Below are 14,409 nucleotides of genomic sequence, written 5' to 3'. Positions count from 1 at the left end.
AGGCGCCGCTACGGGACTACAGCTGGCCGACCGACGTCACCCGCACGACCGCCCGGCCCTCCTCGTCCGAGGCCGCCAGGTCCACCTCCGCGCTGATGCCCCAGTCATGGTCGCCGTTCGGGTCGGCGAAGGTCTGCCGGACGCGCCAGACGCCGTGCGCCGGGTCCTCCTCGATGGCGAGCAGCTTCGGACCGCGCGCGTCCGGACCCGTACCGAGGTCGTCGTACTCGTCCCAGTACCCGTCCATCGCCTCGCCCCACGCGTCCGCGTCCCAGCCGGCCTCGCCGTCCAGCTCGCCGAGCTCGGCCACGTTGTCGAGGGCCGCCAGCTCCACCCGCCGGAACATCGCGTTGCGCACGAGCACCCGGAAGGCGCGCGCGTTCGCGGTGACCGGCTTGACCTGGTCGGCCTTCTCCTGCGCCTCCTCCGCGGACTCCAGCTCCGGGTTGGCCAGCTGCTCCCACTCGTCGAGCAGCGAGGAGTCCACCTGGCGCACCATCTCGCCCAGCCAGGCGATCAGGTCCTGCAGGTCCTCCGTCTTCAGGTCGTCCGGGATCGTGTGGTCGAGCGCCTTGAACGCGCTCGCCAGATAGCGCAGGACGATGCCCTCGGTGCGCGCCAGCTCGTAGAAAGAGGTGAACTCCGTGAAGGAGAGCGCCCGTTCGTACATGTCACGGATGACCGACTTCGGCGACACCGGGTGGTCGCCGACCCACGGGTGCGACTTCCGGTAGACGTTGTACGCGTGCCAGAGCAGCTCTTCGAGCGGCTTCGGGTACGTGACCTCCTGGAGCCGCTCCATCCGCTCCTCGTACTCGACGCCGTCGGCCTTCATCGCGCCGACCGCCTCGCCGCGCGCCTTGTTCTGCTGGGCGTGCAGGATCTGCCGCGGGTCGTCCAGGGTCGACTCGACCACCGACACCATGTCGAGGGCGTACGAGGGGGATTCCGGGTCGAGCAGGTCGAACGCGGCGAGCGCGAAGGTCGACAGCGGCTGGTTGAGCGCGAAGTCCTGCTGGAGGTCGACGGTCAGCCGGATCGTGCGGCCCTCGGCATCCGGGGTGTCGAGCTGCTCCACGACGCCGCCGTCCAGCAGCGAGCGGTAGATCGCGATGGCCCGGCGGATGTGCTTGAGCTGGTTGCGGCGCGGCTCGTGGTTGTCCTCCAGGAGCTTGCGCATCGCCTCGAAGGCGTTGCCGGGGCGCGCGATCACCGAGAGCAGCATGGTGTGGGTGACCCGGAAGCGAGAGGTCAGCGGCTCCGGCTCGGCGGCGATCAGCTTCTCGAAGCTGCTCTCGGTCCAGCCGACGAAGCCCTCCGGGGCCTTCTTGCGGACCACCTTGCGGCGCTTCTTCGGGTCGTCGCCGGCCTTCGCCAGCGCCTTCTCGTTCTCGATGACGTGCTCGGGCGCCTGCGCCACCACGAAACCGGCGGTGTCGAAGCCGGCCCGGCCGGCCCGGCCCGCGATCTGGTGGAACTCCCGGGCCCGCAGCGTGCGCACCCGGTTGCCGTCGTACTTGGTCAGGGCGGTGAACAGCACCGTGCGGATCGGCACGTTGACGCCGACGCCCAGGGTGTCCGTACCGCAGATGACCTTCAACAGGCCCGCCTGCGCCAGCTTCTCCACCAGACGCCGGTACTTCGGCAGCATGCCCGCGTGGTGCACGCCGATGCCGTGCCGGACGTAACGGGACAGGTTCTTGCCGAACTTGGTGGTGAAGCGGAAGTTGCCGATCATCTCGGCGATGGCGTCCTTCTCCTCGCGCGAGCACATGTTGATGCTCATCAGCGACTGGGCGCGCTCCACCGCCTGCGCCTGCGTGAAGTGGACGATGTACACCGGCGCCTGCTTGGTCTGCAGGAGCTCGGTGAGGGTGTCGGTGATCGGCGTGAGCCGGTACTCGTACGAGAGCGGGACCGGCCGGGTCGCCGAGCGGACCACCGAGGTGGGCCGGCCGGTGCGCCGGGTCAGGTCCTTCTCGAACATCGACACGTCGCCGAGCGTCGCCGACATCAGGACGAACTGCGCCTGCGGGAGCTCCAGGATCGGGATCTGCCAGGCCCAGCCGCGGTCCTGCTCCGCGTAGAAGTGGAACTCGTCCATGACGACCTGGCCGATGTCGGCGTCCTTGCCGTCACGCAGCGCGATCGAGGCGAGCACCTCGGCGGTGCAGCAGATGACCGGCGCGTCCGCGTTCACCGACGCGTCGCCGGTGAGCATGCCGACGTTCTCGGTGCCGAAGATCTTGCACAGCTCGAAGAACTTCTCCGACACCAGCGCCTTGATCGGCGCGGTGTAGAAGGTGACCTGGTCATTGGCCAGGGCCGTGAAGTGCGCACCCGCCGCGACCAGCGACTTTCCCGAGCCGGTGGGGGTGGAAAGGATCACGTTGGCCCCGGAGACCACCTCGATCAGCGCCTCCTCCTGGGCCGGGTAGAGCGTGATGCCCCGGCCCTCCGCCCATGAGGAGAAGGCCTCGAAGAGGGCATCGGGGTCGGCGGTCGGCGGCAGCTGATCGATAAGGGTCACGACCCCATCTTGCCTGGATTCCGCTCGGATGAGGGAACCGGCCACCGGATCGAAGATCACGGACGATAGGCTGACCCGTCGGCCGGCCGTGCGGCCGGACTGCCGACCGGACGTCAACTGGGCGCCGGGGCACGGGAAACGGCGCGACACGGCGAGAGACGGGGCGGGAAACGACCATGATGGGACCGGCGCACTCGCTGTCCGGAGCGGCGGCCTGGCTGGGGATCGGAGCGGCCGCCGCGGCCTTCGACCACCCGATGCCGTGGCCGGTTCTCGTCGTCGGCGCGCTCATCTGCGCGGGCGCGGCCCTCGCACCCGACCTCGACCACAAGGCGGCCACCATCTCGCGGGCCTTCGGGCCGGTCTCCCGGTGGCTGTGCGAGATCGTCGACAAGCTGTCGTACGCCGTCTACAAGGGCACCCGCTCCACCGCCGACCCGCGCCGCTCCGGCGGGCACCGCACCCTCACCCACACCTGGGTGTGGGCGGTCCTGATCGGCGGCGGCTGCTCCGTCGCGGCCGTCACCGGCGGCCGCTGGGCGGTCCTCGCGATCCTCTTCGTGCACCTGGTCCTCGCCGTGGAAGGCCTGCTGTGGCGGGCCGCGCGGATGTCCAGCGACGTCCTGGTGTGGCTGCTCGGCGCCACCAGCGCCTGGATCCTCGCCGGTGTCCTGGACCAGCCCGGCAACGGCTCGGACTGGCTGTTCACCCAGCCCGGCCAGGAGTATCTGTGGCTGGGCCTGCCGATCGTCCTCGGCGCCCTCGTCCACGACATCGGCGACGCCCTGACCGTCTCCGGCTGCCCGATCCTGTGGCCGATCCCCGTCGGCCGCAAGCGCTGGTACCCGATCGGCCCGCCGAAGGGCATGCGCTTCCGGGCCGGCAGCTGGGTCGAGCTGAAGGTCCTCATGCCGGTCTTCATGCTCCTCGGCGGCGTCGGCGGGGCCTCGGCGCTCGGGGTCTTCTAGCCGTACCGGGTCTTACAGCCGTACGGGAAAGGGGCCGCACCGGATCGTCCGGTGCGGCCCCTTCTGTGTACGGGCACGGGCGCGGCGGCGCGCCCTTCGGGCTCAGCCGTGCCAGGAGCGCCACAGCGCTGCGTACGCGCCGTCCGCCGCCACCAGCTCGTCGTGGCTGCCCAGTTCGCTGATCCGGCCGTCCTCGACCACCGCGATCAGATCGGCGTCGTGCGCCGTGTGCAGCCGGTGCGCGATCGCCACGACCGTGCGGCCGTCCAGGACCCGGGCCAGCGAGCGCTCCAGATGCCGGGCCGCGCGCGGGTCGAGCAGCGAGGTCGCCTCGTCGAGGACCAGGGTGTGCGGGTCGGCCAGGACGAGCCGGGCGAGCGCCACCTGCTGGGCCTGGGCCGGGGTGAGCGCCTGCCCGCCCGAGCCGACCTCGGTGTCCAGGCCCGCGTCGAGCGCCCGCGCCCACTCCTCGGCGTCGACCGCCGCGAGCGCCGCCCACAGCTCGGCGTCCCCGGCGCCCGCCCGCGCGAGCAGCAGATTGTCCCGGAGCGAGCCCACGAAGACATGGTGCTCCTGGTTGACCAGGGCGACGTGCTCGCGGACCCGCTCGGCCGGCATCCGGGCCAGCTCCGCCGCGCCCAGGGTGACCGTGCCAGCGCGCGGAGCGTACACCCCGGCGAGCAGCCGGCCGAGCGTCGACTTCCCGGCGCCGGACGGGCCGACCAGGGCGAGCCGGGTGCCCGGGGCGACGTCCATCGACACCCGGTGCAGCACGTCCACGCCCTCGCGGTAGCCGAAGCGCACCTCGTCCGCGCGCACCGCGCGTCCCTCGGGCCGTACGGACTCCTCGCCCGCCGCGGGCTCGATCTCCCGCACGCCCACGAGCCGGGCCAGCGACACCTGGGCGACCTGGAGCTCGTCGTACCAGCGGAGCACGATTCCGATCGGGTCGACCAGCATCTGCGCGAGCAGTGCGCCCGTGGTCAGCTGCCCCACGTCCATCCGGCCCCAGAAGACGAGGAGGCCGCCGATCGTCAGGGTCCCGATGAGCACCACGGTGTGGGTGAGGTTGACGACCGGGAACAGCACCGCGCGCAGATACAGGGTGTAGCGCTCCCACCGGGTCCACTCCCGGACCCGCCGGTCCGACAGCTCGACCCGGCGCCGGCCGAGCCGGTGCGCCTCGACCGTGCGGCCCGCGTCCACGGTCTCCGCGAGGGCGGCGGCCACGGCCGCGTAACCGGCGGCTTCGGAACGGTAGGCGGCGGGCGCGCGCCGGAAGTACCAGCGGCAGCCGGTGATCAGCAGCGGCGCGGCGAGCAGCAGTGCGAGCGCGAGCGGCGGCGCCGTGACCGCGATGCCGGCGACGAGCAGCCCCGCCCACACCACGCCGATGACGAGCTGCGGCACCGCCTCGCGCATCGCGTTGGCGAGCCGGTCGATGTCGGTGGTGATCCGGGACAGCAGATCGCCGGTGCCCGCCCGCTCCAGAACGCCCGGCGGCAGCGCCACCGACCGCACCAGGAAGTCCTCGCGCAGATCGGCGAGCATCTCCTCGCCGAGCATCGCGCCGCGCAGCCGGACCAGGCGCGTGAACACCGTCTGGGCGAGCAGCGCGACCGCGAACAGGGCGGCGGTGCGCTCCAGATGGAGCTCCCGGGCCCCGGCGGTGAGCGCGTCCACCACCGAGCCGAGCAGATACGGGCCGGCCATCGACGCCGTCACGGCGATCGCGTTGACCGCGACGAGCACGGCGAACGCGCGCCGGTGGCGGCGCAGCAGCTCCCGTACGTAGCCACGGACGGTGACCGCGCCGGCGACCGGCAGGGTGGTGGCCGACCGGGGCGCGGCCGGGTCGTGGGCGGGCGGTGCCACGCGGATCACGCGCTCTCTCCTTCCAGTGCGTCGAGGGGGACGAGGCCGCCGTCGGGGTCCCCGTCGAGGGCGGCCTCCGGTTCGGTCTCGCGGGTCACGACCGCCCGGTAGCGGGGTTCGCGGGCCAGCAGCTCACGGTGGGTGCCGACGGCGACGGCCGTGCCGTCGTCGACCAGGACCACCCGGTCCGCGAGGTCGAGCAGCAGTGGCGAGGAGGCCAGGACCACGGTGGTCCGGCCGGCCCGCAGCCGCTTGATCCCGGCCGCCACCCGCGCCTCGGTGTGCGCGTCGACCGCCGAGGTCGGCTCGTCGAGCACCAGCACGTCCGGGTCGGTGACCAGCGAACGGGCCAGGGCGAGGCGCTGCCGCTGCCCGCCGGACAGCGACCGGCCGCGCTCGGTGATCCGGGTCCGCATCGGGTCGCCGCCGGTGTCCACGGAGGCCTGCGCGAGCGCGTCGAGGACGTCGGCGCAGCGGGCCGCGTCCAGCGCGTCGGCCGCCGGCACCTTGCCGGAGGACGGCACGTCGAGCAGCTCCGCGAGGCTGCCCGAGAGCAGCACCGGGTCCTTGTCCTGCACCAGGACGGCGGTCCGCGCGGTGTCCAGGGGCAGCTCGTCGAGCGCGACCCCGCCGAGCAGCGCCGAGGCGTGCCCTTCTTCCGGCTCCGCCGGATGCCCGCCGAGCCGGTCCGCGAGCCGGCCGGCCGCGTCCGGGTCGCCGCACACCACCGCCGTGAACGCGCCCGCGGGCGCCCGTACCCCCGTCACCGGGTCGTACAGGTCCCCGTCCGGCACCGCGACCACCGCGACGTCCGTCCCGTTCGTCCCGGCCCGCACGGTCGTCGTACGGGACAGGGCGAGCACCCGGGCGGCGCGCCGGGCCGACGGGCGCGAGAAGGAGTACGCCATGGCGATCTCCTCGAACACGCGCAGCGGATGATGGGTCAGGGCCACCGCGCCGTACACCGTGACCAGGGCGCCCACCGAGATCCGCCCGTCGAGCGCGAGCCGCGCCCCGTACACCACGACTCCGACGAGCAGCAGGCCCGGCAGCAGCACCTGGAGCGCCGCGATCAGCGCCCACATCCGGGCGCTGCGCACGGCGGCCCGGCGCACCTCCTGGGAGGCGGTCCGGTAGCGGCGCAGGAACAGCTCCTCGCCGCCGATGCCGCGCAGCACCCGGAGCCCGGCGACCGTGTCCGAGGCCAGCTCGGTGGCCCGCCCGGCCTTCTCGCGCTGCACGTCGGCCCGCCGGGTGGCCCGGGGGAGGAGCGGCAGCGCGGCGAGGGCGAGCACGGGCACGGCGAGCGCGACCAGCGGGCCGAGCTCCGGCTGGTACAGCACGAGGCCGACGCAGACCGCGACCAGGGCGACGGCGGCGGACGCGAAGCGGGACACCGCCTCGACGAACCAGCCGATCTTCTCCACGTCGGCCGTGGAGACCGCCACGACCTCGCCCGCCGCGACCCGGCGGGTCAGGACGGAGCCGAGCTCCGCGGTCTTGCGGGCGAGCAGCTGCTGGACCCGGGCGGCGGCGGTGATCCAGTTGGTCACGGCCACCCGGTGGACCATCGTGTCGCCCACCGCGATGGCCAGGCCGCAGCCGGCCAGCAGCCCGAGGCCGAGGGCGAACCGGCCGCCGTCGCGGTCCACCACCGCCTGCACGGACAGTCCGACGCCGAGCGGAAGCCCGGCGATGCCCAGCTGCAGCAGCAGGCCCCAGAACAGGCACGCCAGCTGTGCGCCCAGCTGGCGCCGGCCGAGCCAGAGGAGGAAGCGGAAGCCCGAGCGGACGTCCGGAACCCCTGGGTCGGCGTACGGTAGGTCTTTGATCTGCATGACGCCCCAACGGTCGTGACGGGGCCTTCGGAACCCCGGACCCTCAAGGTTTGCGCCACGCGCCACACCCCGGCAAACGATTTTCCGGCAACTCAGAACAGATCCCGCCAAGCCGGGCCCACGCCCTCTGGCGCGCCCCACCGGGCCCGCGCTTCACTGCCGACCCATGAGACAACGGAAGATCATGAGCATGATCGGCGGCCTCACCCTGGCCGCCGGACTGCTGCTCGCCGCCCCGGCGGCGCACGCGGACCAGGCGCCCACCCCGCCCGCCGAGTTCACCACCGACTGGCACGACCCGGTCACCGCCGCCCCGCCGGTCGCCGTCCCCGGCACCCGCAGCTGCGAAGTCACCCTCGCCGAGGCCCAGTTCCGCGACTTCACGCCGTACCGAGGGAGTTACGCGCCGCCCAAGGAGTGCGGCACCCGCTGGAACAAGGTCGTGCTGCGCCTGGAGGGCAAGGTGAAGGGGCGTCAGTACGACCGCCTCGGCCACCTCAGCGTCGGCGGCGTCGAGATCCTCCGCACCTCCACCCCCGAACCCTCGCCCGACGGCATCGCCTGGACGGTCGAGAAGGACGTCACCCGCTACCGCGACGTCCTCAGCCGCCCCCAGCCCGTCGAGATGCTCATCGGCAACGTCGTCAACGAGACCTACACCGGCGTCATCGACGTCCGCGTCACCCTCGCCTTCCACACCGCCCAGGGCCCGGTGAAGCCCGCCGCCGGCACCCCCGACCGCGTGCTGCCGCTCACCGACGGCACCCTCACCACCCCGCGCAACACCGAACGCGTCCTCGCCGAGGTGTACGCCACCGGCTCGGGCGGCGGCTGCGAGGAGTTCTGGTACCTCACCGTCCCCGACGCGGCGCCCTACTCCTGCAAGGCCGCCGACGGCCCGTACCGCGAGGTGCAGATCTCCGTCGACGGGCAGCTCGCCGGCATCGCCGCGCCCTTCCCGCACGTGTGGACCGGCGGCTGGTCCAACCCCTTCCTCTGGTACGTGACGCCCGCCCCGCGCGCCTTCGACGTGCAGCCGGTCGTCTACGACCTCACCCCCTTCGCCGCCGTGCTCAACGACGGGCGCGCCCATCGCGTCGAGGTGTCCGTGGCCGGCGTGCCCGCCGGGCAGAGCGGCTGGAGCGTGCCCGCGAACGTGCTGCTCTGGCAGGACGAGGGCAGCAAGGTCGTCACCGGCGCCCTCGACCGGCACGAGGCGGGAGTCCCGCGCGACTCGGTGGTGTACAAGGCCGGTTCGCCGGACGTGCTGGAGGCCGCCGGCGGGCACACGCTCACCGTCGCAGGCCATCTGAACACCTCGCACGGCCGGGTCTCGACCACGGTCACCCGCACCGTCGAGAACACCTCGACGCACCGCTGGGGCGCCGACGAGAACCCGGACGCGCTCACCGCCGCCTGGCGCGACGACGAGACGGTGACGGTCGGCCGGACCGCGACCCGCACCCACCGCGAGTACACGATGGACGGCGAGATCACCATCGACGCCGGCAACCGGCTGCGGACGGTGCTCACCATCGGCGACCGCGCCTCCGTCGACGTCGTCCGCGGCGGCGAGCGGCTGTCCTGGTCGCGGCTCGACGACACCTACACCGGCGACGCCGCCTTCACCCTCGGCGTCCCGCGCGAGCAGCGGCACGCGGTCGGCACCAGCGCCGAGCGCTACCGCACTTACGGGTCCGGCGGCTGCTACGACCGGTCCCTGAAGACCGTCCAGGGGACCCTGGTCGAGGATCTGCGGCGCTGCTGAGCGCCATGGGACCGCGGTGTGGTGTCCGGGCCGTCCGCCGAGGGCCCGGACACCGCTCTGCGGGCGCCTACTCGTAGGGCCTACTTGTAGGTGAGGTCCGCCGCCGTGTACCGGCAGTGCGTGCTGTTGGGGCCGGTGCCCAGGACCTTGGGCTCGGCGCCCGTGGTGTTGCCCCGGAAGCGCGTGCACGGCTTGATCTTCCGGCCGCCGTCGCCGCTGATGCGCACATTGCGCAGGGCCACGGTGTCGCCGTAGTTGGCGTTGATGCCGACGATCGAGTTGCCCGGCGCGGTCACGTCCACGTCGTTGACGATCACCTGGCGGTTACGGACGACGCCGACTTCCCCTTGAAGGTGGCGGCGTCCTCGCCGACGTCCTCCCACCAGACGTTCTGCAGCGTGCAGCTGCCCAGGCAGTGGATGCCGTCGGCGGCGGGGGTGCCGAGGATGACGTTCTTCAGGACCGCGCCGTCCGCGAGCCGGAACACCGGGTCCTGGCCCTCGTCCTGGCCGCTGCCGCCGAGCGGGCCGCTGCCCTGGAAGCGCCGGTACTTGCCGTCGTACGTGCCCGTCACCTTGATGGTGCCGCTGACGGGCTTCGTGCCGGTGGCCTTCGGCCAAGCGGAGGCGGAGGCGGAGGTGGACGCGGAGGTGGACGCGGCACCGGCCGAGGACAGCATCGTCGTGGTGACGATCGCCGTCCCGAGGAGGCCGAACGCGGCGGCACCGCCGATGACCGCGCGCCGCCTGGTGAGGCGGCGACGGTGCCGGCGTACGGGCCGTTCGGGCTGGACTGTCATACCCAATCCTTGAATGGTGGGGGATGGTTGCGCCCCGTGGTCGCCACCGGTGCGGAAAGGGTTGCCGAGCCGAGGAAGATCCCTTGACGAAGACCCGCCGGGGTTCGTTCAGTTGTCGCCGTGCGGTCCGAAGTCCCCCGAGACGGACGGGCGTTCGGCACCCGCGGAGGTCGTAGCCGTGACTGTGTACCGGTCGTCCGTGGCGTCCCGGCCGCCGCTCCGGTGGTCGTACTGCCCGGCGAACACCCACTCGCCCGCCGGGACCGTACGGCCGCGCTTGAGCACCCAGGTGTAGACGAGGAAGCCGTCCCGCTCCTCGACGGTGAGGGCGAAGTCCTGCTCCGGCAGCGAGCGCCAGGCGCCCGTCGAGGCCACCCCGCCGGTCTGCGCGACCCGGAGCCGGACCGTGAGCGCGGAGAGCTCCGCGGTCGTCTTCAGGGTGATGTTGCTCTGCGCCCAGTACGCGTTGCTGTGCGGGTCCACCGAGCCGTCCGACCACAGCGGCCCGTCCGCGACGCCGGAGGTCCCGCCCGGGGGCGGGGCGGACGCGGAGGAGTCGCCGCCCGGGAGCGGGGTGGTGGTCGGGGGTGCGGCGGTGGTCCGGTCGGGCTGTTTCGGGGCGTCCGTACGGCCGTCCGTCGCCCCCGGCGTCGGACCCGTCGGGACGACGGGCGGGCGGTCCGTCTCCTTCGGCGACGACGGCGCGGGCGGCATGGAGACCGTGCCCTGCGGCGGCGTGGGGACCTCCTCCTTCACCGCGGCGGCGACGGCGAAGCCGCCGACCGCGAGCACACCCGCGACCGCGGCCGTGACGCCCGCGAGCCGCAGCCGGCCGGCCGCCGGCCGCCGGCGCGCGCCACGCTCCGCGCCGGCCGGCCCGGCCATGCCGCGCTCGACCCTGGCCAGGATCCGGGCGCGGTCCGGCCGATGCGCCCCCGCCGCCTCGCGCAGCCGGGCCCGCAGCTCGTCGTCCACGTCCCGCGTCATCGGTCCCTTCCTCCGGCCTCGCCGCCGCGCGCCATCGCCGCCTGCAAGCGCTGCGGCGCTCCGCGCGTCCCGAGCAGCCGCTGCAGCTCGGCCATCCCCTTCGAGGTCTGGCTCTTCACCGTACCCACCGACACGCCCAGGGCCAGCGCGGTGTCCTTCTCCGAGAGGTCGAAGGCGTGCCGGAGCACCACGCAGGCCCGCTTGCGGAACGGCAGCCGGCGCAGCGCGGCCTGGACGTCGACGACCCCGGCGACATCCGGGTTCTCGGCCCGCTCCTCGCGCTGCGACCAGAACAGGGCGATCCGGCGCCGCTCCCGCACCGCGCCGCGGATCCGGGTGCGGGCGAGATTCGCGACGACCCCGCGCGCGTACGCCACCGGATGCTCCGCGGCGCGCACCCGGTCCCAGCGGTGCCACAGCGCGAGCAGGGCGTCCGCCGCCAGGTCGTCGGCGGCGTCCGCCTCGCCGGTCAGCAGATGGGCGAGGCGGGCCAGCTCGGCGTAGTGGCGCTCGAAGAAGGCATGGAACTCCACGGAGGCGGCGTCGTCGACGTCAGTCCCCACGGTCGGTCTCTCCTCTTGGTGGTCCCCTGGGCGTCGAACAGCCGTGCGCCGGGGAGAGATCCGGAACTGTACCAACGAATCGGCAGGTGACGGGTCAGGGGGCCGCCGGGGCAGGGGGAGGGCCGTCAGGGGACGGAGCGTCAGGGGCGGGTCGCGTGCTCCAGGGCGATGAGCGCCGAGTAGTACGTGCGGCCCGTCGCGCGGTCCATGCCGACCTCGCACATCCGGTTGGCCGAGAGGTGCAGGTCGAAGGGGTGGGCGGTCACCTCGGCGGCCTCCCGCGCGGTGGCCGAGGCGGTCAGCTCCGGATGGAGCATGCCCCGGTCGCCGGCGAAGGCGCAGCAGCCCGCGTCGACCGGGACGACGACCTCCTCGGCGCAGGCCCCGGCGAGCTCCGTCAGCTTCTCCTCGTCGCCCAGGTGCCGCATGGAACAGGTCGGGTGGACCACGGCCGAGCCGGCCCGGCGGCGCACGTCGAGGCGGGGCAGCAGCTCGTCGGCCGCCCACACCAGCGAGTCCACGACGGTGAGTTCGGCGTGCAGCTCCCGGTTCTCGTCGGTGAGGTACGGCACGACCTCGCGCGCGATGCCCAGCGTGCAGGAGGAGGCGTCGACCACCAGCGGCAGCCGGCCCCCGGCGGTCCAGCCCCAGGCGGCCGCCACGATCCGGTTGGCCATCACCTCGTCGCCGCGCTCGTAGCCCTTGGAGTGCCAGATGGTGGCGCAGCAGGTGCCCGCCACGTCGTCCGGGATCCACACCGGCCGCCCGGCGCGGGCCGAGAGCGCCACCACCGCCTCCGGCAGTGACGGTCCGTCAAGTCCCTCCGGATTGCCGAAGATCCGGTTCACACAGGCCGGGTAGTAGACGGCGACGGCGGCCGGCCGGTGGGTGCGCGGCAGCCGGCGGCCGGCCGCGCCGGGGATCTCGGGCAGCCACTCGGGCACCAGGTCCGGCCGCGCCGCCCTGCGCGCCAGGCCCGTCACCGACGCCAGGAATCCGTCGCCCATCCGGGCGGCCGCCGCCACCGCGAGCCGCGCCGAGGCCTCCACGGCCTTGAACCGGCTCGCCGCGAGCGCCGCGACCCGCTCCTCGGCCGGCGAGTGCCGCTCGTGCCGGAACGCCTTCATCATCGCTCCCGTGTCGATGCCGACCGGGCAGGCGAGGGCGCAGGTGGAGTCGCCGGCGCAGGTGTCGACGGCGTCATAGCCGTACGACTCCAACAGGGCCGTCTCGACCGGTGATCCGTCGGCCTGTCGCATCATCTCCCGGCGCAGCACGATGCGTTGGCGTGGTGTGGTCGTCAGATCGTGGCTGGGGCAGGTGGGTTCGCAGAAGCCGCACTCGATGCACGGGTCGGCGACCGCCTCCACGGTGGGGATGGTCTTCAGACCGCGCAGATGGGCCTGCGGGTCGCGGTCCAGGACGATCCGCGGGGCGAGCACCCCGTCCGGGTCGATGACCTCCTTGGTCCGCCACATCAGCTCGGTCGCCCTCGGCCCCCACTCCAGCTCCAGGAACGGCGCGATGTTGCGGCCGGTGGCGTGCTCGGCCTTCAGCGAGCCGTCGAAGCGCTCCACGGTGAGCTTGCAGAACTCGTCCATGAAGGACGCGTAGCGCTCGACGTCGGCCGGGTCGCCCGCGTCGAAGGCGAGCAGGAAGTGCAGATTGCCGTGTGCGGCGTGCCCGGCCACGGCGGCGTCGAAGCCGTGCCGGGCCTGCAGGTCGAGCAGCTCCGCGCAGGCTTCGGCGAGCCGCTCGGGCGGCACCGCGAAGTCCTCGGCGATCAGGGTCGTCCCCGAGGGGCGGGAGCCGCCGACCGCCGTCACGAAGGCCCTGCGGGCCTTCCAGTACCCGCCGATCGTCCCCGGGTCGCGGGTGAAGGCGTTGTCCACGGAGGCCACCGGCGCGACCGGCTCAAGGTCCGCCAGGACGGCGGCCGCCGCCTCCTCGTACGCCCGCAGCCCGGCCTCGTCCGGCGCCCGGAACTCCACGAGCAGCGCGGCGGTCTCCTTCGGCAGCTCCGCCCAGTCGCCCGGCACCCCGGGTACGCTCACCGAGGCGCGCAGGGTGTTGCCGTCCATCAGCTCCACGGCCAGCGCCCCGGCCTCGTTGAAGCCGGGCACGGCGGCCGCGGCGGCCGGCAGCGAGGGGAAGAAGAGCAGTGCCGTGGACACCATCCGGTCCAGGGGGACGGTGTCGAAGACGGTCTCGGCGATGAAGCCGAAGGTGCCCTCGGAGCCCACCATCAGACCGCGCAGGATCTCCACCGGGGTGGCGCCGTCGAGGAAGGCGTCGAGCCGGTAGCCGTTGGTGTTCTTGATCGCGTACTTGGCGCGGATCCGCGCCGTCAGCTCCGGGTCCGCCTCGATCTCCGCCTTCAGGGCCATGAGCCCGGCGCACAGCCGCGGCTCGGCCCGGGCCAGCTCCTCGTCGGCAGCCGGGTCGGCGGTGTCGACCACGGTGCCGCTCGGCAGCACGAAGGTGAGCGAGGCGAGCGTCCGGTAGGAGTTCCGGGTGGTGCCGGCCGTCATGCCGGAGGCGTTGTTGGCGACCACCCCGCCGATCGTGCAGGCGAGGGCGCTCGCCGGATCGGGACCGAGCACCCGGCCGTACGGCGCGAGCGCCGCGTTCGCCCGGACCACGGTCGTGCCGGGCCGGATCCGGGCCCGGGCGCCGCCGTCCAGGACCTCCACGCCCGCCCAGTGCCGGCGCACGTCGACCAGGATGTCCTCGCCCTGCGCCTGCCCGTTGAGGCTGGTCCCGGCGGCCCGGAACACCACCTCGCGGCCCTTGCCGTGCGCGTACGACAGGACGGCCGAGATGTCGTCGAGGTCCTCGGCCACCACCACGACCTGCGGCAGGAAGCGGTAGGGGCTCGCGTCGGAGGCGTAACGCACCAGGTCGGAGACTTTCGAGAGCACCTTCCCGGGGCCGAGGACGGCGACCAGCTCCTCGCGCAGATGCTTCGGGGTGCCCCGGGCCTGGAGGTCCGGCACACGGTCGGGCGCCGCCCGTCGCTTCGTACCGGCTCGCAGCGACTGCGGGTTCGGCTCCCGTACGGGCATGGCCAGCGCTCCCCTC

Annotated in this window: 8 protein-coding genes and 1 pseudogene; 2 read left to right on the top strand and 7 right to left on the bottom strand. The window is 73.5% G+C overall.

Features of this window, described 5'->3' with window-relative positions:
* Nucleotides 1-16: 16 nt before the first annotated feature.
* Nucleotides 17-2,590: an RNA helicase gene (locus KV205_RS24540; protein WP_265866748.1), complete on the bottom strand. Its 2,574-nt coding sequence runs from the start codon at nt 2,588-2,590 to the stop codon at nt 17-19.
* Between the two features lie 116 nt (nt 2,591-2,706).
* On the opposite strand from KV205_RS24540, the gene KV205_RS24535 reads away from it, so the two are divergent.
* The gene (locus tag KV205_RS24535; protein WP_265866747.1) at nt 2,707-3,498 is read left to right on the top strand and encodes a metal-dependent hydrolase; all 792 of its coding nucleotides are present in this window, start codon (nt 2,707-2,709) and stop codon (nt 3,496-3,498) included.
* A 102-nt stretch (nt 3,499-3,600) separates the two neighbouring features.
* Here the strand turns inward: KV205_RS24535 and KV205_RS24530 are convergent, their stop codons facing one another.
* A complete protein-coding gene (locus KV205_RS24530) occupies nt 3,601-5,382 on the bottom strand; it encodes an ABC transporter ATP-binding protein (protein ID WP_265866746.1) in 1,782 nt (593 codons plus the stop codon).
* Complete coding sequence (locus tag KV205_RS24525) at nt 5,379-7,211, bottom strand: ABC transporter ATP-binding protein (protein WP_265866745.1); 1,833 nt, start codon at nt 7,209-7,211, stop codon at nt 5,379-5,381. Before KV205_RS24525 ends, KV205_RS24530 begins: the two co-directional genes overlap by 4 nt.
* Before the next feature lie 166 nt (nt 7,212-7,377).
* On the opposite strand from KV205_RS24525, the gene KV205_RS24520 reads away from it, so the two are divergent.
* Nucleotides 7,378-8,979, top strand: coding sequence for a peptide-N4-asparagine amidase (locus tag KV205_RS24520; RefSeq protein WP_265866744.1), 1,602 nt, complete (start codon nt 7,378-7,380; stop codon nt 8,977-8,979).
* 80 nt (nt 8,980-9,059) lie between these two features.
* Here KV205_RS24520 and KV205_RS24515 read toward each other — a convergent pair.
* The 4 genes and pseudogenes from KV205_RS24515 to KV205_RS24500 form a co-directional block, all read right to left on the bottom strand.
* A pseudogene (locus tag KV205_RS24515) lies at nt 9,060-9,778 on the bottom strand (pectate lyase).
* 108 nt (nt 9,779-9,886) lie between these two features.
* The gene (locus KV205_RS24510; RefSeq protein ID WP_265866743.1) at nt 9,887-10,765 is read right to left on the bottom strand and encodes a hypothetical protein; all 879 of its coding nucleotides are present in this window, start codon (nt 10,763-10,765) and stop codon (nt 9,887-9,889) included.
* Nucleotides 10,762-11,328 (bottom strand): SigE family RNA polymerase sigma factor, encoded by a 567-nt coding sequence (locus tag KV205_RS24505; protein WP_265866742.1) that lies wholly within the window; start codon nt 11,326-11,328, stop codon nt 10,762-10,764. The genes KV205_RS24510 and KV205_RS24505 overlap by 4 nt, the downstream gene beginning before the upstream one ends.
* 140 nt (nt 11,329-11,468) lie before the next feature.
* Nucleotides 11,469-14,393 (bottom strand): FAD-binding and (Fe-S)-binding domain-containing protein, encoded by a 2,925-nt coding sequence (locus tag KV205_RS24500; RefSeq protein WP_265866741.1) that lies wholly within the window; start codon nt 14,391-14,393, stop codon nt 11,469-11,471.
* Between the last annotated feature and the right edge of the window lie 16 nt (nt 14,394-14,409).

Source organism: Streptomyces sp. SKN60 (assembly GCF_026236535.1).
Taxonomy (GTDB): Bacteria; Actinomycetota; Actinomycetes; order Streptomycetales; family Streptomycetaceae; genus Streptomyces.
The sequence above is the reverse complement of the archived record's forward strand: the minus strand, read 5'-3'. Positions and strand labels throughout refer to the sequence as shown.

Coding starts and splice junctions, on each gene's coding strand:
- KV205_RS24500 (WP_265866741.1), bottom strand. CDS start 14,393: ATGCCCGTACGGGAGCCGAACCCGCAGTCGCTGCGAGCCGGTACGAAG.
- KV205_RS24510 (WP_265866743.1), bottom strand. CDS start 10,765: ATGACGCGGGACGTGGACGACGAGCTGCGGGCCCGGCTGCGCGAGGCG.
- KV205_RS24525 (WP_265866745.1), bottom strand. CDS start 7,211: ATGCAGATCAAAGACCTACCGTACGCCGACCCAGGGGTTCCGGACGTC.
- KV205_RS24520 (WP_265866744.1), top strand. CDS start 7,378: ATGAGACAACGGAAGATCATGAGCATGATCGGCGGCCTCACCCTGGCC.
- KV205_RS24535 (WP_265866747.1), top strand. CDS start 2,707: ATGATGGGACCGGCGCACTCGCTGTCCGGAGCGGCGGCCTGGCTGGGG.